20 protein-coding genes are annotated in these 18,299 nt (G+C 65.0%); 7 read left to right on the top strand and 13 right to left on the bottom strand.

The genetic code is table 11. The features are described 5' to 3' along the window. The first annotated feature begins 92 nt into the window (after positions 1-92). Positions 93-524 (top strand): hypothetical protein, encoded by a 432-nt coding sequence (locus tag H3H51_RS04235; RefSeq protein WP_183087757.1) that lies wholly within the window; start codon positions 93-95, stop codon positions 522-524. Between the two features lie 79 nt (positions 525-603). Next, on the top strand, positions 604-1,011 hold the full coding sequence (locus H3H51_RS04240; RefSeq protein WP_183087758.1) for an SMI1/KNR4 family protein: 408 nt from the start codon (positions 604-606) through the stop codon (positions 1,009-1,011). Between the two features lie 85 nt (positions 1,012-1,096). Here the strand turns inward: H3H51_RS04240 and H3H51_RS04245 are convergent, their stop codons facing one another. The 3 genes from H3H51_RS04245 to H3H51_RS04255 all read right to left on the bottom strand — a co-directional run bounded on the left by H3H51_RS04245 (position 1,097) and on the right by H3H51_RS04255 (position 4,573). Beyond that, on the bottom strand, positions 1,097-2,860 hold the full coding sequence (locus tag H3H51_RS04245) for a cation:proton antiporter (protein ID WP_183087759.1): 1,764 nt from the start codon (positions 2,858-2,860) through the stop codon (positions 1,097-1,099). Positions 2,861-3,025: 165 nt separating this feature from the next. Then, a complete protein-coding gene (locus H3H51_RS04250; RefSeq protein WP_183087760.1) occupies positions 3,026-3,691 on the bottom strand; it encodes a GntR family transcriptional regulator in 666 nt (221 codons plus the stop codon). A gap of 120 nt (positions 3,692-3,811) precedes the next feature. Beyond that, positions 3,812-4,573, bottom strand: coding sequence for an SDR family NAD(P)-dependent oxidoreductase (locus tag H3H51_RS04255; protein ID WP_407926462.1), 762 nt, complete (start codon positions 4,571-4,573; stop codon positions 3,812-3,814). 131 nt (positions 4,574-4,704) lie between these two features. Here H3H51_RS04255 and H3H51_RS04260 point away from each other — a divergent pair, with 131 nt between their 5' ends. Further along, positions 4,705-6,096, top strand: a complete 1,392-nt coding sequence (locus H3H51_RS04260; protein WP_183087762.1) for an aspartate aminotransferase family protein — start codon at positions 4,705-4,707, stop codon at positions 6,094-6,096. 105 nt (positions 6,097-6,201) lie between these two features. Further along, positions 6,202-7,569, top strand: coding sequence for a glutamine synthetase family protein (locus tag H3H51_RS04265; protein WP_183087763.1), 1,368 nt, complete (start codon positions 6,202-6,204; stop codon positions 7,567-7,569). A 154-nt stretch (positions 7,570-7,723) separates the two neighbouring features. On the opposite strand, the gene H3H51_RS04270 is transcribed toward H3H51_RS04265, so the two are convergent. Next, positions 7,724-8,314: an NADPH-dependent FMN reductase gene (locus H3H51_RS04270; protein ID WP_183087764.1), complete on the bottom strand. Its 591-nt coding sequence runs from the start codon at positions 8,312-8,314 to the stop codon at positions 7,724-7,726. Beyond that, positions 8,311-9,168 (bottom strand): sterol desaturase family protein, encoded by an 858-nt coding sequence (locus H3H51_RS04275; RefSeq protein ID WP_183087765.1) that lies wholly within the window; start codon positions 9,166-9,168, stop codon positions 8,311-8,313. Before H3H51_RS04275 ends, H3H51_RS04270 begins: the two co-directional genes overlap by 4 nt. 70 nt (positions 9,169-9,238) lie before the next feature. Here H3H51_RS04275 and H3H51_RS04280 point away from each other — a divergent pair, with 70 nt between their 5' ends. Both H3H51_RS04280 and H3H51_RS04285 read left to right on the top strand, forming a co-directional pair. Next, positions 9,239-10,216 carry an AraC family transcriptional regulator ligand-binding domain-containing protein gene (locus H3H51_RS04280; RefSeq protein WP_183087766.1) on the top strand — a complete coding sequence of 326 codons (978 nt, stop codon included), beginning with the start codon at positions 9,239-9,241 and terminating at the stop codon, positions 10,214-10,216. Positions 10,217-10,476: 260 nt separating this feature from the next. After that, complete coding sequence (locus tag H3H51_RS04285; RefSeq protein WP_183087767.1) at positions 10,477-10,953, top strand: acyl-CoA thioesterase; 477 nt, start codon at positions 10,477-10,479, stop codon at positions 10,951-10,953. Between the two features lie 360 nt (positions 10,954-11,313). Here H3H51_RS04285 and H3H51_RS04290 read toward each other — a convergent pair whose 3' ends face one another. The 5 genes from H3H51_RS04290 to H3H51_RS04310 all read right to left on the bottom strand — a co-directional run bounded on the left by H3H51_RS04290 (position 11,314) and on the right by H3H51_RS04310 (position 15,368). Beyond that, positions 11,314-11,784, bottom strand: coding sequence for a copper chaperone PCu(A)C (locus tag H3H51_RS04290; RefSeq protein WP_183087768.1), 471 nt, complete (start codon positions 11,782-11,784; stop codon positions 11,314-11,316). Positions 11,785-11,818: 34 nt separating this feature from the next. Continuing rightward, positions 11,819-13,183, bottom strand: a complete 1,365-nt coding sequence (locus H3H51_RS04295) for a PepSY-associated TM helix domain-containing protein (RefSeq protein ID WP_183087769.1) — start codon at positions 13,181-13,183, stop codon at positions 11,819-11,821. Between the two features lie 91 nt (positions 13,184-13,274). Beyond that, positions 13,275-13,655: a DUF2946 family protein gene (locus tag H3H51_RS04300; RefSeq protein WP_183087770.1), complete on the bottom strand. Its 381-nt coding sequence runs from the start codon at positions 13,653-13,655 to the stop codon at positions 13,275-13,277. Positions 13,656-14,004: 349 nt separating this feature from the next. Further along, entirely contained in the window at positions 14,005-14,790 is a 786-nt protein-coding gene (locus tag H3H51_RS04305; RefSeq protein ID WP_183087771.1) for a siderophore-interacting protein, read from the bottom strand. Continuing rightward, entirely contained in the window at positions 14,787-15,368 is a 582-nt protein-coding gene (locus H3H51_RS04310) for a PadR family transcriptional regulator (RefSeq protein WP_183087772.1), read from the bottom strand. The genes H3H51_RS04305 and H3H51_RS04310 overlap by 4 nt, the downstream gene beginning before the upstream one ends. A gap of 301 nt (positions 15,369-15,669) precedes the next feature. On the opposite strand from H3H51_RS04310, the gene H3H51_RS04315 reads away from it, so the two are divergent. Further along, positions 15,670-16,086, top strand: coding sequence for a DUF3301 domain-containing protein (locus H3H51_RS04315; protein ID WP_183087773.1), 417 nt, complete (start codon positions 15,670-15,672; stop codon positions 16,084-16,086). A gap of 4 nt (positions 16,087-16,090) precedes the next feature. Here the strand turns inward: H3H51_RS04315 and H3H51_RS04320 are convergent, their stop codons facing one another. Genes H3H51_RS04320 through H3H51_RS04330 form a run of 3 tightly spaced genes read right to left on the bottom strand, consistent with a single transcriptional unit; the run spans position 16,091 to position 18,167 of the window. Continuing rightward, positions 16,091-16,444: a DUF7079 family protein gene (locus H3H51_RS04320; protein WP_183087774.1), complete on the bottom strand. Its 354-nt coding sequence runs from the start codon at positions 16,442-16,444 to the stop codon at positions 16,091-16,093. Next, positions 16,437-17,312, bottom strand: coding sequence for an alpha/beta fold hydrolase (locus tag H3H51_RS04325; protein WP_183087775.1), 876 nt, complete (start codon positions 17,310-17,312; stop codon positions 16,437-16,439). Before H3H51_RS04325 ends, H3H51_RS04320 begins: the two co-directional genes overlap by 8 nt. A gap of 54 nt (positions 17,313-17,366) precedes the next feature. After that, positions 17,367-18,167 (bottom strand): alpha/beta fold hydrolase, encoded by an 801-nt coding sequence (locus H3H51_RS04330; RefSeq protein ID WP_183087776.1) that lies wholly within the window; start codon positions 18,165-18,167, stop codon positions 17,367-17,369. Positions 18,168-18,299 lie beyond the last annotated feature (132 nt).

Genomic DNA, 18,299 nt, shown 5'->3' on the forward strand with positions numbered 1-18,299 from the left:
ACGCGGATCGCTCTACGGCGCCTCTTTCGCAACGAAAGGGGCGCTTGCTCTGCTAGAGTCGCGGCATCTCCCCGCCGCACGGATTGCGCCGCATGCACCGCCTCTATTTCGACACCGAATTCACCACCCTCAGCCCCTCCTATCGCCTGATCAGCCTGGCCCTGGTTGACCCACTGGGCGCCGAGTTCTATGTCGAACTCAGCGACGGCTGGAGCCCCGCCGAGTGCTCCGAGTTCGTTCATCGCATCGTCCTGCCGCAACTCGATCTGGCTCGCCACGGGCGCAGCCGCGTCGAGGCTGCACAGGCGCTGCGCGCCTTCCTCGATGGCTATGCCGAGGTCGAGATCATCAGCGATGCGCAAGACTGGGACTGGCCGCTGCTGCTCGACCTGCTCGGCCCCGCCGGCCTGCCGCCGCAGGTCAGTTGCCGCGAGGAACGCACGCTGCTCAGCGACCTGGACGAGGCCGCCATTCCCCATCACGCGCTGCTCGATGCACGGCTGATGAGCCGTGCCGGCTTGTAGCCGCCCGCCAGTCAGCGTAAAAATCCGCCCCCATCGTCTACCCTGATGCCGAATCTAGTCCTGCAGCGGAGCCATTACCGTGGAAGAAGTCATCGAACAACTGCGTGAACTCAACGAACCGGTGCCGGTACCCCTGGAGCTGCCGGAAGAGGAAACCCTGGTGGAAATCCAGGAACAGCTGCTGATCCACCTGCCATTCGAGCTGCGCGAGTTCCTGCTCAAGGTCAGCGACGTGGTCTACGGCCGCCTGGAGCCGGTCACCGCCAGCGACCCGCAATCGCACACCTACCTGCCGGAAGTCGCCTCGGTGGCCTGGGACCTCGGCCTGCCACGCGACCTGGTGCCACTGTGCCAGGACGGCCGCGACTACTACGCGGTGGATGTGGAAGGCCAGGTGGCGCTGTGGGACGGCGACGAGTGCGAAATGACTGACGAGGTCTGGGACTCGGTCTGGCACTGGGCACGGGACGTCTGGCTGGAAAGCTGAGCTCGAACATCGCAGGACGAGTGCAGTCCGCGTCGTTTAACCACGCGGGTTGCACCCGCCCTACGGTTGTATGCAGCCGTAGGGTTTAGTGATGCGGCTGATCCTGGCTGTGCTCCAGGGTTTCCATCAGGGCGATCTGCAGGCGCGAATGCAGGCGGATCAGCCAGCGCCACAGCACCACGATGACCACTGCGGCGACCAGGCCGATCACCAGCAGCAGCTCGCCGGTGGGCAGGATGCTCGCCGACAGCACCATCAGCAGCAGCATGATGCCGACCAGCGCCAGCAGCGGGATCAGCTCGGAAATCACCCGCCGTGCGCGCACCGTGTGGCGCCCGGCCTTCTCCGGGCTCACCGCCATTTCCGCCAGCAGCATGGCCAGGGCCTTGAGCTTGCGGTAGGCGGCGATCAGGAAGGGCAGCGACAGCAGCAGTGCCCCGCCCCAGATCAGCGCCTTCTGCAGGTTTTCATGGCTCACCCAGGGCGCCATGTAGCCGGCCAGGGTCGCGGCGAAGTAGGCACCGCCGAAGAAGATCGCCACCACCAGCGCCAGGTTGATCAACACCTGCAGCAAGATCTTGCGGATCATCGCCATCAGCAGCGCGCTCTGGCCCTGCGGCTGGATGCTGCGCAGCCAGTCGCCATACATCGCGAAGACCCGCGCGAAACGCAGCGGCATCCAGCCGGCGAGGCGCTGCGACAGCGGGTCGGCAACGCGGATCAGGTACGGCGTGCTCAGCGTGGTGAGGGCCGACACGGCCACCGCCACCGGGTAGAGGAAGTCACTGGTGACCTGCAGGGTCATGCCCAGCGCGGCGATGATGAAAGAGAACTCGCCGATCTGCGACAGGCCCATGCCGACGCGCAGCGAGGTGCGTCCGTCGTTGCCGGCGATGAAGGCGCCGAGGCTGCAGGAAATCACCTTGCCGACGATCACCGCGGCGGTGATGACGAAGATCGGCACGGCGTATTCGACCAGCACCGTGGGGTCGATCAGCAGACCGATGGTGACAAAGAAGATCGCGCTGAACAGGTCGCGCACCGGCTCCATGAGCCGCTCGATCTGCACCAGCTGGCGCGACTCGGCCATGATCGCGCCGATCAGGAAGGCGCCCAGCACCATACTGTATTCCAGCTTGGCCACCAGCAGGCAGAAGCCGAAACACAGCCCGAGCACGGTGACCAGGAGCATCTCGTTGCTCTCGAACTTGGCCACGTAGGCGAGCAGGCGCGGCACCAGGAGGATGCCGATCACCAGCGCGACGACCATGAACAGGCTGAGCTTGCCCACCGTGGAGAACACCTCGCCGGTTTCCACCGAGCCACTCAGGGCGATGCCCGAGAGCAGGGCGATGATGCCGATGCCGAGGATGTCCTCGACGATCAGCACGCCGAAGATCAGCTGGGCGAAGCGCTCGTTCTTCATCTTCAGGTCGCTCAGCGCCTTGATGATGATGGTGGTCGAGGAGATCGCCAGGATGCCGCCGAGGAACAGCGAATCCATGTTGCTCCAGCCGAAGAACTGGCCGATTTCGTAGCCGATCCACAGCATCAGGGCGATTTCCAGCCCGGCGGCGATGAAGGCCGTGGCACCCACGCTGAACAGTTTGCGCAGGCTGAATTCCAGGCCCAGGCAGAACATCAGGAAGATCACCCCCAGCTCGGCGAGGATCTTGATCGTTTCTTCGTCGTGGATCAGGCCGAACGGCGGGGTGTGCGGGCCGATGATGAAGCCGGCGAGGATGTAGCCGAGCACGACCGGCTGCTTGAAGCGATGGAACAGCACCGTGACCACCCCGGCCACCAACATGAGCACTGCCAAATCCTGAATGAAACTGATGGCATGCATGGCCTGGGGTCTCCTGTTGTTGCTGATCGAATCGCTACGAGCACTCGCTTGGCTGCGGATGAGCCGGCTGGCTATGGACGGTGAAAGCCCACAACGGCGGGCTTTTGCGCACACAGGGTAACAGTTGCAATGGGCGGACCGGGCGTCGGCAATATCGGGAAACAGTTAGCGCTGCAGGCGCGCCTCGCCGGCCTCCAGGTCCAGCAGATTGAGCAAAAACTGGGCGAAATAGATCAGGTCCTGCTCCATGAACTGGCGCGCGGCCTTGGCATCGCCGGCCTCGATGGCAGCAAACGCGTCTTCGTGAAAGTCATTGAGGCGCAGCGACAAATCCGCCCCGGTGAACAGGCGGTTGAAGAACGGCCCGACCTGCAGCCACAGCGACTCGATCGAACGCAGCAGCACCGGGTTGCCGCACGCGCGGTAGAGCTGCAGGTGGAACTGGCTGTTGGCGCTGAGGTAGTCCTGCACCTGGCGCTGCTCGATGGCCGCCTCCATGCGTACCACCAGGGCGCGCAGCAGGTCGAGGTCCGGCGGGCCGAGGTGCGGCGTGGCCAGCTCGACGGCCAGGCCTTCCAGGTTCAGGCGCACCTGGAAGATCTGCTGGAAGCGCGTGCGAGTCATCGGCGGCACGCGCACCGAGCGCTGCGGCTCGCCTTCCAGCGCGCCCTCGGCCACCAGGCGCTGCAGCGCGGCACGCACCGGCATCGGGCTGGTGCCCCACTCGGTGGCCAGGTCGCGGATTTTCAGCCGCTCGCCAGGCTGGAAGCGCCCGGCCAGCAGGCCTTCACGAATTCGTTGGTAGAGCTGTTCCTGCAGATTATCGGCCATGGTCGTTCAGCCCCGTTGCGGTGGCGCGGGCAGTTGGGCGAGGGTCAGCGAGCAGTTGCGCATAAAGGATTCCTTTGGCTGAGAGGGCCGCTGTAGAGCGGCGCAGGGGATTCTAATGGCTTACGGAGCCTTGTTTTCTATGAGGCAGTTACCGCCATCCACGACGAGCACCTCGCCGGTGATGTAGCTGGCCTCGCGGGACGCCAGGAAGGCCACGGCAGCGGCCACCTCATCCGGGCGCCCGGCGCGGCCGATGGGCGTGTACTCGGCGGCATGCCGCTCTTCCTCGGTGGATGAGCCAGTGGCGATCCAGCCCGGCGCCACGCTGTTTACCGTGATGCCCTGTTTGGCCACTTCCAGCGCCAGACCCATGGACAGGCCGAGCATGCCGGCCTTGGCCGCGCTGTAGGCCGCCTCGCCGGGGTTGCTGCCGCGGGTGCCGGTGGTGGAACTGATATTGACGATGCGCCCGTAGCCACGTGCCTGCATGCCGGGCAGCACGGCGCGGGTGAGCAGGAAGGCGGTGCCGAGGTTGCGCGCGATGGACAGGTTCCAGGTGGCCAGGTCCATGCTCGCCAACGTGGTGAACGGCTCCGGGCTGCCCTGCATGGCCATGCCGGCGTTGTTCACCAGGATGTCGATCGTCCCCCATTGCGCCTGCGCCCAGGCGACCAGCTCGGCCACTTGCTGCTCATCGGTCAGGTCGGCCGAGTAGGCACGTGCTTGAATACCTTCAGCGCAGAGTTCTGCGGCGCGCGTCTCGACCCGTGCGCTGCTGGCGGTGAGCAGCACGCGAATGCCCTGGCGACCCAGGCGACGGGCGATGGCCATACCAATGCCGCTGTCGCTGCCCGCGCCACTGATCAGGGCGATTTGCTGCATATTGTCCATTGCACATACAACCTGTGATCACAAATTAAGGAAAATCTACCTGAATACCGCCTATAAGGCATCACTTGACTTATTTGTGATCACAAAAGAGCATGTGCAGAAATTCGAACGAGGTGTTCAACATGACTGCCAGTGGCATCAGCCCATCCGCCGTAGCAACCTTCGCCAGCCGCGAGCGGGAGCGCTTCATCGCGCGCAACCCCAAATCCGTGGCCCTGGCTGAGCGCGCACGCAATTCCCTGTACGGCGGCGTGCCGATGCACTGGATGGCCGACTGGTCGACGCCGGTGCCGCTGTTCGTCGAACGCGCCAAGGGCGCACGCTTCTATGACGTCGACGGCCACGAGTACATCGACTTCTGCCTGGGCGACACCGGCACCATGTTCGGCCACTCGCCGGACCCGATCGCCAAGGCCATCGCCGAGCAGGGCAACAACGGCCTGACCACCATGCTGCCGGGCGAGGACGCGGTGGTCTGCGGCGAGCTGCTGGCCGCACGCTTCGGCCTGCCGTTCTGGCAGGTCACCGCCACCGCCACCGACTCCAACCGCTATGTACTGCGCTGGGCCCGCGCGATCACCGAGCGCAAGACCCTGCTGGTGTTCGACGGCTGCTACCACGGCACCGTGGACGACGTGATGGTGCGCTGCATCGACGGCGAAACCGTGCCGCGCTCCGGCCTGGTCGGCCAGGCCTACGACCTCACCCAGTACAGCCGCTCGATCCCGTTCAACGACGTGGCTGCCTTGGAAGCCGCACTGGCCCAAGGCGATGTGTGCGCCCTGCTCTGCGAGCCGGCGATGACCAATATCGGCATGGTCCTGCCCGAGCCGGGCTTTATGCAGAAGTGCCGCGAGCTGACGCGTAAATACGGCGCGCTGCTGATCATCGACGAAACCCACACCATCTCCACCGACATGGGTGGCTGCACTAAATTGTGGAACCTCGACCCGGACTTCTTCGTGGTCGGCAAACCGATTGCCGGCGGCGTGCCGTGCGGCATCTTCGGCTGCAGCGCGGCGATGGCCGAAGCCATGACCGCCGCGCGCAAACGCGCCAGTGAAGGCAGCCATGGCCACGGTCACAGCGGCATGGGCACTACCCTGTCGGCCAACGCCCTGGCCATGCACTGCATGCGCGCCAACCTGGAACAGGTGATGACCCCGGCCGCCTACGCGCACATGCTGCCGCTGGCCAAGCGCCTGGCCGATGGCTTCCGCAGCCTGATCGGCAAACACGACCTGAAGTGGTCGGTGACCGAGCTGGGCGCGCGTAGCGAGTTCCAGTTCTGTCCGGTATCGCCGAAGACCGGCGCCGAGGCCGAGGCCGCCTTCCACGACGAGCTGCAGATGGCCCTGCACCTGTACCTGATCAACCGCGGCATCCTGATCACCCCGTTCCACAACATGACCCTGTGCTGCCCGAGCACCACGGCGGACGATGTGGATAAGCTGATCGGCATGCTCGACCAGGCCCTGACCGAGCTGCTGGCCATCCCCGGCGCCCGCGAATGATTTGTAGGGTGGATGACGCTCTTTTCATCCACCAACATGCCGCACCGACAACCGATTCCCACGGTGGATGGATAAAGCGTCATCCACCCTACAGAGACCGCAACTATGCAATTCGCCAATCCCCAGGAAGCTCGCGATTTCCTCGCCGCCCACCCGCAAGTGCGCAGCATCGAGCTGATGCTGATCGACGCCAACGGCATCCCACGCGGCAAGCTGCTGCACCGCGACGAGCTGCTGGCCATCTACGAGAACGGCCGACCGCTGCCCAGCTCGATCCTGGCGCTGACCATCCAGGGCGAGGACGTGGAAGAGAGCGGCCTGGTCTGGGAAGTGGCCGACGCCGACTGCTGGACCTACCCGCTGCCCGGCAGCCTGACCCTGCAACCCTGGCGCACCACGCCCACCGGACAATTGCAGGTGAGCATGCACCCGACCCAGGGCCTGCCGGCCAGCCCGGCCGATCCGCGCCACGCCCTGGTGCGGGTGATCGACCGGCTCAAGGCCGACGGTTACCACCCGGTAATGGCCGTGGAGCTGGAGTTCTACCTGCTGGATAAACAGCGCGACGCCAACGGCCGCCCGCAGCCGGCGCTGCAAGCCAACGGCGTGCGCCCGCAGGCACCGCAGGTGTATGGCGTGTACGAGCTGGAGCAGCTGCAGCCATTCCTCGACGACCTCTACGCCGCCTGCGAAGTGCAGGGCCTGCCGGTGCGCACGGCGATTTCCGAATACGCCCCCGGCCAGGTCGAGCTGACCCTGGAGCACCGCTTCGATGCGCTGCAGGCCATCGACGAAGGCATCCGCTACAAGCGCCTGGTCAAGGGCGTGGCCAACAAGCACGGGCTGCAGGCCTGTTTCATGGCCAAGCCGTTCGGCGACCTGGCCGGCAGCGGCCTGCATATGCACGTCAGCCTGGCCGATGAACAGGGCAACAACCTGATGGCCAGCGAAGACCCACAAGGCACGCCGTTACTGAAATATGCCATCGGCGGGATGATGGCCACGCTGCTCGACTCGCTGGCGATCTTCTGCCCCAACGCCAACTCCTTCCGCCGCTTCCAGGCCAACAGCTACGCGCCGCTGGCCAAGAGTTGGGGGGTGAACAACCGCACCGTGTCGTTCCGTGTACCGGGCGGCCCGGCCAACAGCCGGCACGTCGAACACCGCATCTGCGGCGCCGACGCCAACCCTTACCTGGCGGCGGCGGCGATCCTTGCCGGCATCCATCACGGCATCCAGAACCAGATCGATCCGGGCGAGGAAATCATCGGCAACGGCTACGAGCAAGCCCGCGAGACCCTGCCCACCGACTGGCTGACAGCCCTGCGTGCCCTGGAAAACTCAACCTGGGCCAAGCAGGCGCTGGGCGAGGAATTCCTCAAGGTGTTCCTGGCGATCAAATGGAACGAGTTCCGCCAGTTCATGGGCGAAGTCGGTGAGCAGGATTGGCGCTGGTATCTGACCCACGCGTGAGAGGCTACTGCGCTCGGTGGATAAGCCGAGCGTTATCCACCCTACCGGGCTGGCAGGCCCGGGTCGGGTGGAAAGCTGCGAAGCCGTTACCCCCATGGAATCGATCAGGCTTGTGCGGGCCAGGTCTTAATTCGCCCCGTGGCGACCGCCCCTTTCACATGCCATTGCCAAACTGCGGCTCGCTCCAATCGATGCGCTGGGGCAGGCCGCGCAGGGCCTCGGCGTACTGCAGCAGCACTTCCAGCGCCCAGTCGGCGCGCTCGCGGATACGCTGGTCATCGGCATCGACGGCGGCGGCGTCATTCATGACCGCCTCCACCTGACGCACGATCAGCTGTTCGGGAATGAAGCAGATGCGGCAATTCTTGTAGCTGGACGCACGCAGCTCGGACAGCGGATAAGCGCCGCCCTGCCCCGACGACACTCCCACCAGCAGCGCCGGCTTGTGCGCCAGCTCATGGCGCCCGGCGAAGAGGAAGAAGTTCTTCAGCGCCGGGCTGGCCATGCCGTTCCATTCCGGGCTGAGCACGATCACGGCATCGGCGCGCTTGAGTTGCTCGGCCATGGCCGGCCAGTGGTCGTGGCCATCGTCCGCCGGCCACAGCGGCAAAGTGCTGTGCCCCAGGTCGATCAGCTGCGTCTGCACGTCGCGTTGCTGCAGGCGCGCGGCCAGGTAGGCGGCAACCTTGGCGGTCTGGCTGTCGCTGCGGCTGGAGCCGGCGACCAGGGCAATATTCAGGCTCATCGGGCCAGCTCCTTCAGTTCATCGCTAGCAGCCGGTTCGGCCTTGGGCGCACGCACCAGCGGCCAGAACAGCTCGCTCTGCCAGCTCACCGGGGCCATGTCCTCGATACCGTATTGCGCGGGGCGACGACGGGTGATCTTGGCGCTGCCGAACAGCACGTCCCAGAAGAACAGCAGGTTGCCGTAGTTGCCCTTGTAGTTGGTGACGCCGTCGTCGGCATTCAGGCCGTGGTGGGCGGAGTGGGTGGACGGCGTGGAGATGGTCCGCTCCAGCAGCCACATCAGCGGGCGCAGGACCGGGATGCGGTAGAGCTTGTCGTCCCAGGCCACGCTGCTGTGGGCGCCGAAGATCACGCACATCTTGAGGATCAGGTAGACGTAGTAGACCGGCGCCAGGCCCAGGTAGATCAGCGCCGCAGAGAACCAGATGCCGGGCATCAGCAGGTAGTAGAAGCTGTTGTTGCGGTAGACGATGCGGATGCTCATGTACGGCGCCGAGTGGTGGGCGCGGTGCAGGTTGTAGAGGAACGGCACCTTGTGGCTGAGGCGATGCCACCAGTACTGGGTCATGTCGTCGAACAGCAGGAACAGGGCAAAGCCGGCCACGAACGGCAGGCCAGCCAGGGCACCACGCGCCTGGGGCACCAGGGTGTCGAGGCCGCTATCGGCGAGGAACATGATCAGCGGGAACGTCGCCCCCAGCAGCAAGCTGGAACCGATCACCTCGATCAGCACGTCGCGACGCTGGCCACGCGGTTGACGGAAGCAGCCGAGCAGCAGTTCCAGCAGGATAAAACCGAGGAATATGAGTGAAACCACGGCAATAGGATTGTTGACGATGGCACTGGGGTTCATGGCAACCTCTTGTTGTTGATCCCGGCTTACCGGGTTGCCTGTATCAGATGCCAAGCCGACCACAGCCACCATGCGCGAAACGGACAATAGTTTGCTCGAAGCGGCCAATGTGTCAGCGGATACCTCCCCGCCGACTGCCCAGCGCTACCATCGCGGCCCTCTGGGCCGGGTGCTGCAACGCTACCTCAGCCAGCACCGACCGCAGCAGGAGTACAGCCTGGTGCACCTGGAGCAGCTGTGGCTGCAGGCCGCCGAGCTCGACCCGGCGATCGGCCTGAACCTCTTCGCCCAGTTCGCCCCGGGTGACTGGCACGTGCTGCTGCACCTGGCGCAGTTCAGCGCCAGCGTCGGCGAGGCGCTGCAGAACTGGCAACGCTATGCGCGCCTGGCCTCGGACATGGAGCAGGTACGCCTGCAGCATGACGGCGACCGCCTGATCATCGAACTGCAGATCGATGCGCCGCACACGCTGATGCGCTTTCTCACTGAACACTATTCGGTGATGGCCATCAGCATGCTGCGCCTGGGCGCTGGCAGCGCGATCCAACTGCTGGATGCGCAGTTCCAGCACCCTCGGCCGAGCTACCACGCGCAGTACACGCCCTGGTTCGGCCGCGCACAGTTCGACGCCCCACACACCTGCCTCTGCCTGGATGCCCGTTGCCTGGCGCTGCCCATGCAGCAACACCATCCAGTGCTGGTAGAACTGCTGTGCGAGAGCCTCGATCGGCGCCTGGCGCGCTTGCAACAGCTCAATGGCTGGGCGGCCAAGGTCGGCCAGAGCATCCGTGCCGACCTCCAGCACGGCCGCCCACCCAGCCTGGAAACAGCCGCCAGCGCGCTGCACCAGAGCCCGCGCACCTTGCGTCGGCGTCTGCAGGAACAGGGCCTGGGTTTTCGCGAAGTGCTCGACGCGGTACGTGCCGAGCTGGAGCAGAGCCTGGAACTGCAAGGCCTGAATCGCAGCCAGATCGCCACGCAGCTCGGCTATGCCGACAGCGCCGCCTACCTGCATGCGCGCAAGCGCTGGCAACCGGGCGAAGCCTGATCCCTCCGCGATCCACTGCGCCGCAGCAGTGCACAGGGCACGGAAAGAGAGCAGGACACGCCGGCGGTAACGACGCTGTTTGGGTATTCGTGCAGGAAAAACGTGCAGTTCTCCGGGCTGGGCGCGTCATAGCCGTGCGGCCACGAAACTTGCATGCCCAACCCGGCTGGCTCAGCGAAGATTGATCGCAGCACCTATAAGAATAAGCAGACCGCAGGACTGCAGATGCCAGCACCGACCTATTTGCCTATGAGAAACCCATGGAACTCGGAACCAACAAGCTCTCGATGACCGTACTGATGACCCCGGATATGGCCAATTTTTCCGGCAATGTCCACGGCGGCACCCTGCTCAAGTACCTCGATGAAGTCGCCTATGCATGCGCCGCCCGCTATGCCGGCAGCTACGTGGTGACCTTGTCGGTGGACCAGGTGATCTTCCGCGAGCCGATCCACGTCGGCGAGCTGGTGACCTTCCTTGCCTCGGTCAACTACACCGGCCGCACCTCGATGGAGATCGGCATCAAGGTGGTCACCGAGAACATCCGCGAACGCTCGGTGCGCCACACCAACAGCTGCTTCTTCACCATGGTCGCGGTGGATGATCGCGGTCAGTCGCTGGTGGTACCGCCGCTGCAGCCCAAGGACGAAGACGAACAGCGCCGCTTCACCCACGCCAAGCAGCGCCGAGCGATCCGCGAGGAGCTGGAAGAGCGCTACAAGTCGCTGGTCAGCTGAGTGGCCTCAGCAGCCCTGGCGTCCGTGATCGGGCCCAGGCCCACTGAACCCCACTGCGGTTCACAGTAAGAAAAACGCCGCGACTCCAGGTGCAGAGTCGCGGCGTTTTTTCTGGTGAGAACACGCAGATTTCCCCCCGTAGGAGCGAGCTCTGCTCGCGAAGCTTCTTGCGCGTCCTCGGTTCGCGAGCAGAGCTCGCTCCTACAGACTGACGCTACAGCGCATCACCCAACCTTTTTACCCGTCATCCCCGCGCAGGCGGGGAACCAGAAACAAGCCACTCGGTACGTTCCTGTGTCACCGAACCGGCGGAAGCCCTCTGGGTCCCCGCGTTCGCGAGGACGACAGGATAGACAACCCTTAGTGCTGATGTTCGCTGGCCGCAGCCGGAGCGTCCTTCTGCACCGCCACCTCCACCTGCAGGTCACCGGCCTTCTCGAAGTGCAGGGTCAGCGGGAAGCGCGTGCCGTCTTCCAGGGGCTGCTTCAAGCCGAACAACATGAGGTGCGTGCCGCCCGGCTCCAGCACCGCTGCGCTGCCCGCCGGAATGGCCAGGCCACCCTCGACCTGGCGCATCTTCATCAGCCCGTCCTGATGCACATGTTCATGCACCTCGGCCTTGTCCGCGGCCGGCGTATCGGCGCCGAGCAGGCGGTCGGCGGTTTCGCCACGGTTGTGCACCACCAGGTAGGCCGCGCCAGTGGGCGCGCCGGGCGGCATCGCACGGGTCCAGGGGTGATCGATATGCAGCGAACCGACCTGATATTCATGGGCCTGGGCCGTGGCGGACAGGGCCAGCAAGGCGGTGCAGGCAAGCAGTATCTGACGCATGGATCACTCTCCGTTCAGGTTGAAAAATTGGTACTCAGTCCAGCACCGGCTGGGCCACACGCAGGCGCGCCAGCAGCCAGTCCAACACCCAGATCAGCAGCAGCGAGGCGCCCACCAGCGGGAACAACGCCCCCAGCACCAACATGATCGCCACGCCGCCTTTCCACAGCGCCAGGTCATGACGCAGCGGCGGCACGCCGAGGCTGCCTTGCGGACGACGCTTCCACCAGATCACCAGGCTGCTGACCGAGCTGAGCAGGATCAGCAGGCACACGCCGAGCATCAGCAACTGGTTGGCCAGGCCGAACATCTTGCCCTCGTGCAGCATCACGCCGGACTCCACCGCGCGCGCCACCCCACCGTAATCGGCCCAGCGGATATCGGCGAGCACCGCCGCACTGTACTGATCCAGGTGCAGGGTGGCGTCGTTGCGCGGGTCATCGGCAAAGATCGCCACGGTGTACACACCATCCGCCGTGCTCGGCAAGGTCACGCTGTAGCCGGGCACCACGCCGCGCGCCCGGGCGATGTCGACCACCTGCTGCAGGCTGACACGCTCGGCCACCGCGACAGGCGCCGCGGCTACATGCCCCTGGTGCGCGGCATGTGCGGAAACCGGCAGCGGCATGTTCTCCACCGCCCAGGCCACGGTCTGCGTGGCCGCACTGTTGAGGCTGCGCGCCTGCTGATCGGACGTCGGCACCGCGTCCCACATGGCCGCCGGGAAGTGGTTCCAGGCGCCAGAGAATTTCTCGCCCCAGAAGCCGGTCCAGGTCATCCCGGTGAGCAGCATGAACAGCAGCAGGGCCGAGCCCCAGAAGCCGGTCACCGCATGCAGGTCGCGCCACAGCAGACGACCACGGGCATTCAAGCGCGGCCACAGAACCCCGGCGCTGCCTTGCCCACGCGGCCACCAGAGGTACAGGCCGGACACCACCAGCACCACGCCCCAGCCGGCGGCCAGCTCCATCAGGCGATCACCGAGGGTGCCGATCATCAATTCGCCATGCAGCGCGCGGGCGATGGCCTGCAGGTTGCGCTCGGCATCCTGGCTGCCCAGCACCTGGCCGCTGTAGGGGTCGACAAACAGATTGAGCGTGCGCCCATCCTGGCTGGCGACGAACTGTGCGCTGCGGTGCGCATCCACCGGCGGCAGGTACTGGCTCACCTGGGCCTGGGGATAGGCCTGCTGCAGATGCCGCAATTGCGCATCGGCCGACAGCGGCGTGCCCCGTGCCTCGACCTGCAGCAGGTGCGGGTACATCAGCGGGTCCAGCTGCGGTTTGAACAGGTAGATGATCCCGGTCAGCGACAGCAGAATCATGAACGGAATGACGAACAGGCCGGCATAGAAGTGCCAGCGCCAGGCCAGGTTGTAGAAGGAAACCGTGCGGGTCATAAGCGCCCCTTGCGTTGAACGATCTGGCACCCGTGGCCGCTCTCGCGCACAACGGGCAGAAAGCCGCAGCACATGCGCAGCGGCAGACTCGTCAACTCAAGGACAGCGGTGGAGCGCGCGGATGAGCGGCTGGGAAAGGACTGGCCAGCTGTGGCGTGCGGCTCGCCAGTGCCCGCTTAGGCGCCCCGGCCAAAGGCAGCAAGGTGGTACTGGCAACCGCTGCAGAAGACAGCGCCGGCGAGCCCAGCAACAGGGTGCAGTAACCGCACTTGGCCCAGGGCAGGTCGTGTTGCAGCGGCACCTGGTGAGACTGCGCATCCTGTTCGCTGCTGCAACTCAGCTCGCTCAGCCAGGTTGGCAGGCCAGCCTGATCGACCTGCGTAGTGTGCGACAGCAACGGCATGACGAGCAGCAGCCACATGGCCAGCAGGCCAAGTCGTGCGCCGAATTGCGAGTGTCTGCGATGGGTCAAAAAGCGGCCCCGGCAAGAGTGAAAAGGCTGCGCATGCTAAACCAGCGGCATGGCGGGCAGAAGCATAGCCGCTGCTGCCAATCGCCGCAGGCGGGCTACGGCAGGCGGCTGGCCTCGAACTTCACCCGTGGGTGGGCGATGCGGCCATGCGCGCTGCACGACAGCTCACAGGCACAGGCAACGCCCGCCCTCGCGGAATGGCAGCGGGCCGTGGAAACAAAGGCGCCGCAGGGTCGAGACAAGGCATGTCTGCACCTGACCCGTCTGTGCGATGAAACAGGCTTGCTGAATGACGCGCCAATGCCCAGGAATCCCTGGGTATTGGCCAAGTGGCAGGACGCGGGGTCGGTCAGTCCTCGCTGGAGTCGTCGAGCTTCCAGTAACCGGCGGCCTTGAGGAAGTCTTCATTGACAGCGAAGTCATCCAGCAGCACCCGGCGAATGCGCCGCGAGAGCGCTGACTCAGTGGCGACCCAGCTATACAGCGACCCGCCTGGCAGGCTGACGCCTTTCACCGCACTGAGCAGGTCCTGCCCAGCCTCGCGGTGCAGCCAGTGAATCTCGACATTCGCCGCGCTGCGCAGTGTTTGTTGTTCCGCTGCGTTGGCGACTTCGATCAGGGCCAGCACCTGGCGATTGGCCGGTAGCTCTTCCAGGCGCCGGGCAATTGCAGGCAGGGCGGTTTCATCGCCGATCAGCAGATAGCTGTCGAAGCTATCGGGCACAATCATCGAACCGCGCGGGCCACCGACATACAGGTGCTGACCGGGTGCGGCCTGCTCGGCCCAGGTGGACGCCGGGCCATCGCCATGCAGCACGAAATCGATATCCAGCTCGTTCAGCGCAGCGTCGTAGCGGCGCGGCGTGTAATCACGCATCGCCGGACGCGGACCGTCATCGTTGCCCTTGCTCGCCAATTGCAGGGTTTCCAGCGCCGCCTGCTCTGCGGCGTTCTGGGCGAAGAAGAGCTTGATATGGTCATCGCTGCCCAGGCTGATAAAGCCCGCCAGTTCCGGCCCGCCGAGGGTGATGCGGCGCATGCGCGGGGTCAGGTCGGTAACCCGCAGCACGTCCAGGCGGCGGCGTTTGAGTTCATGCATGACGCGGTGAATGCCCATCGGGTTGTCTGTACTCATTGCTCAGTCTCCTGGGCCGCGCGGGAACCTGCGGCAATGGCGGTGGCGGCGCTGTTCAGCAGGTCGCGGACGCGGATGATTTCCGCCTCGCTCCATTGCCCGTGGTGCAGTTGCAAGGCATGGCGCAGGTTGTGCACCGCCTCGTGAATCTCGGCCGGGCGGTCATGGCCGCGCAGCGAGCGTTTGCTCACTTCCAGGCGCACTTTCAGGCCTTCTAACGCCACTTGCTGCTGCGCCAATGAAGCCTGGCCGGCAGCCGTCACGCTGTAGAGCTTTTTGCCGTTATGGGCTTCGCCAGCGATCAGGTCGCTTTCTTCAAGGAACGTCAGGGTCGGGTAGATCACTCCGGGGCTGGGCGCATAGGCGCCTTCGAACATGTCTTCGATCCGCCGGATCAGGTCGTAACCGTGGCTGGATTGCTCGGAGATCAAGTCCAGCAGCAGCAATTTCAAATCGCCCGGCGCAAACACGCGTGGCCCGCGCCCGCTGCGTCCGCCGCGCCCACCGGAGCGCTGCTCGAACTCATCGGTTTCGCGCATTTGGGGATGATGGTGGTGGAAGTGATGGTGGTCTCGCATCGTTTTGCTCTCGTCTTGGGTTATCTAAGATATAACTTAAGATATATCTTATTAATCTGGCAAGCCAAGTCGACCAGTGGTTTCAGGCATGCTGCCTAGCGCCGCACGGGTACTGATGGTTAGGGCGCCAACTGCGCTTGCCGATGACCACAAGAGCCTGTTGACGATCGGCGTCCAGCTTGCGGCTGTTACTGCCGCGGCTCACTACACCTTGTCTGGCGCTAACTCAGTGGATCGTAAACAGGCTCTGAGAAGCGCCCGCAGGATCGGTTAAGCTGATGGCGCTGCCCGCGGAGTCCCCATGCTGAGCCTTGCCGATCTGTCCCTGCTGTTGCTGTTCATCCTCATCGTTGCCTGGCTGTGGCGTGGCCACGGCATTCGTGAGCGTGCCCTGGAAGTGGTCAAGCGCCACTGCGCCAAACTGGATATCGAATTGCTCGACGGCAATGTCGCCCTGCGCCGCCTCGGCGTGCTGCGCGATGCACGCGGCCAGCGGCGGCTGGCGCGGGTCTATGGCTTCGAGTTCACCGTAACCGGCGAGCAGCGCCTGGCCGGCAGCATCAGCATGTTCGGCCAGCAGCCCGGCCCCATCGAGCTGGACGCCTACCCCATCGCCACCCCGGACGAACCGCCGGTGGCCACCCAGGTGCAGCAACCGGGCGGCAAGGTGATCCAGCTGCAGGACTGGAAGCGCCGCCACGACAAGCTGGACCTGTAACGGCCTACAACCGGGCGAGAATCTGCTGCCACTCGGCGCGACAGCCGTAAGTCATCGGCCGGCGCAGCAGCCGGCATTTGAAACGATTCCAGCGCCCGCGTTGCTGGTTGCGCCGGCAGGCTTCGCTCAGCCATTGCGGGTCGAAACCGTCCCACACCCCGGCCACGCTCCAGTGGTTGAGCCACACCACCGGCGCCACTTCGTAGAGATAGATCGACTCCAGCTCGGCCCGAGCCAGGCCGCTGGTGCGCAACTGGTCGGCGATGTGGCGCAGGCCGAAGCCATCCAGCTGGGTATCCAGCCACAGCTCGGATAGCAGCAGCCAGACGCCTTCGCGGCTGAGCGCCCTGTCAGTCACGCAGGAAGGCCAGCACCTGGGCGGCGCTGCGCTGCGGGTGTTCCTGCATGAAGCAGTGCCCGCCTTCGACTTCCAGCGCCTGTACCTGCGCATTGAGCCCAGCCAGGCGCGCGGCCGACTGGCCGACGAAGGGGTAGGTCTTGTTGCCATGAATCAGCAGGGTCGGCGTGCTCACCTTGCCCAGCGACGGCCACAGGCGCTTGGGGAAGCTGCTGAAGATGTCCACCTCGCGGCTGGGCCGGCACTTCAGCTCGACGCCGCCGTCGGCAGCATCCTTCATCGCATGGTCGATATAGGCCTGCAGCGCCGCATCATCCCAGCCGCGGAAAATCCCGCGACCCTGCAGCAGGGAGAACGCCGTGGCGCGATCCGGCCAGTGGGTGCGGCGCCCCGCCGACTTCTTCGCCATGACGTTGCGCCGGTGCAGGCCGAGCAGTTCCGACAGCGCCATCACGCCGATCATAGGCCGGCTGAACAACACCGGATCGAGCAGCACGGCGCGGCGGAACAGCTGTGGATGGCGCGCCAGGATCAGGCTGGTGAGCACCCCGCCGAAGCTGTGGCCAAGGGCGTAGCGCGGCACGTCGCCGAATATCCCGCGCCCGGCCTCGAACGCTTCAACCGCCAGTTCGGCGCTGCGGTTCCAGCCGTGGAAGCGGCCACCGTGCTCGGTGTCGCCATGTCCCTGCGCATCGCACAGCCACAGGTCGAAATGCTCGGCCAGGCTCGCCAGCATCGGCTCGTAGGTACGCCCGCAGAAGCCGTTGCCATGGAGAAAATGCAGCAGCGGCTTGCCCGATGGCGGCGTGTGCCAGCCGCTCAGGGTGAAGCCGGCGGAAGTCGGATGGGACCAGGGAATCAGGTGCATGGGAAACGCCGCAGAGAATGTCTTCGGCTAGTGTAACGACGCACCTGGGCCGCGTCAGGCCGGTAAAGCCGCCGAATGTTCGGCGATAAATTCCTCGAGTAGCAGGTTCAGCCGCTCCGGCTGGTCCAGTGGCGTGGCATGGCCGGAGTCCTCGACCACCTCCAGGTGGGCGTTGCGCAGTTGCGCCACGTAGGCCTCCTTGACCGCCACCGGGGTGTAGTCGCGATCGCCACACACCACCAGCAGCGGCGTTTCCACCTGCGCCACCGCCGGCAGGGTCGACCAGCCGGGAATCGCGCGCATGGCGTGCATATAAGAGACGGGGTCATTGCCGGCAATGCGCTGTGCCACCAGCTCGCGCAGTGCTTGCTGCTCCGGCTTCGGGAAGAGTTTGCCGGCCAGCATCCGCGCCAGCCCCGGCAGGCCGAACAGGCGCACCAGGCCCAGGCGCAACCAGACTTGAGTGCGCACCTTCCAGGAGTCGACGACGAAGCTGGGCGCGCTGTTAATCACCACCGCTGCGCGCACCAGTTGCGGCTGCTCGGTGAGCAACTGGAAGGTGAGCATGCCGCCCATGGAAATCCCCACGACGATGCACGGGTCGATGGCCATGGCGTGGATGAAGTCCGCCACATCGCCGGCCAGTTCGCTCATGTTCACCGGCGCCCGCAGCGGCTCGCTCTCGCCATGACCGCGTACGTCCAGGGCCAGTACCCGACAGCAGCGTGCCAGGTGCTCGATCTGCGGTTGCCAGTCGAGCAGCGAAGAGCCCAGGCCGTGCAACAGCAACACCGGATAGCCGCGGCCTTTATCGATATAAGCAAAGCGCCCCCCGGGCAAGTCCAGATAATCCATTGTTCATGCATCCCTTATTTAATCGACGGCAATAAAAGTCCATATCCGATTAATTCGGATATTCATCAAAGTTGTGTTATCGGCTAACTATTCGAAACTTACCCAGTGGCCAACACTGGTAATTTGCCTTGC

It is taken from the genome of Aquipseudomonas ullengensis, from assembly GCF_014174475.1.
Taxonomy (GTDB): domain Bacteria; phylum Pseudomonadota; class Gammaproteobacteria; order Pseudomonadales; family Pseudomonadaceae; genus Aquipseudomonas; species Aquipseudomonas ullengensis.